Here is a 232-nt window from a genome sequence, read left to right as displayed (position 1 = left end):
TGGTCGCAGCTCACACGGGCGCTGGCATGATGCTTCTCGCGGCGTCGACATTCCCACTGACGGATATTGTCACCAGGGGGATCATCCTGATCGGTGTCATTAGTTACGGCATCTATATCCTGATGCGTAAGGCCGACGACATCCTGGTGCCGTGGAAGGCTCGCAGCTGCCATGCGGTCTGCGGGCACAGCACGTTTCCCATAGCCAAGAGGGCGGCCCGTTGGGTCGCCCT

At 60.8% G+C, this 232-nt stretch carries 1 pseudogene; it reads left to right on the top strand.

The features are described 5' to 3' along the window. A pseudogene (locus R0J92_RS27155) lies at positions 1-167 on the top strand (ABC transporter permease); the annotation flags it as partial. Between the last annotated feature and the right edge of the window lie 65 nt (positions 168-232).

The sequence above is a fragment of the Tritonibacter sp. SIMBA_163 genome, assembly GCF_046535935.1.
Lineage (GTDB): Bacteria > Pseudomonadota > Alphaproteobacteria > Rhodobacterales > Rhodobacteraceae > Epibacterium > Epibacterium scottomollicae.
This window is presented reverse-complemented; position numbering and strand designations above follow the sequence as displayed.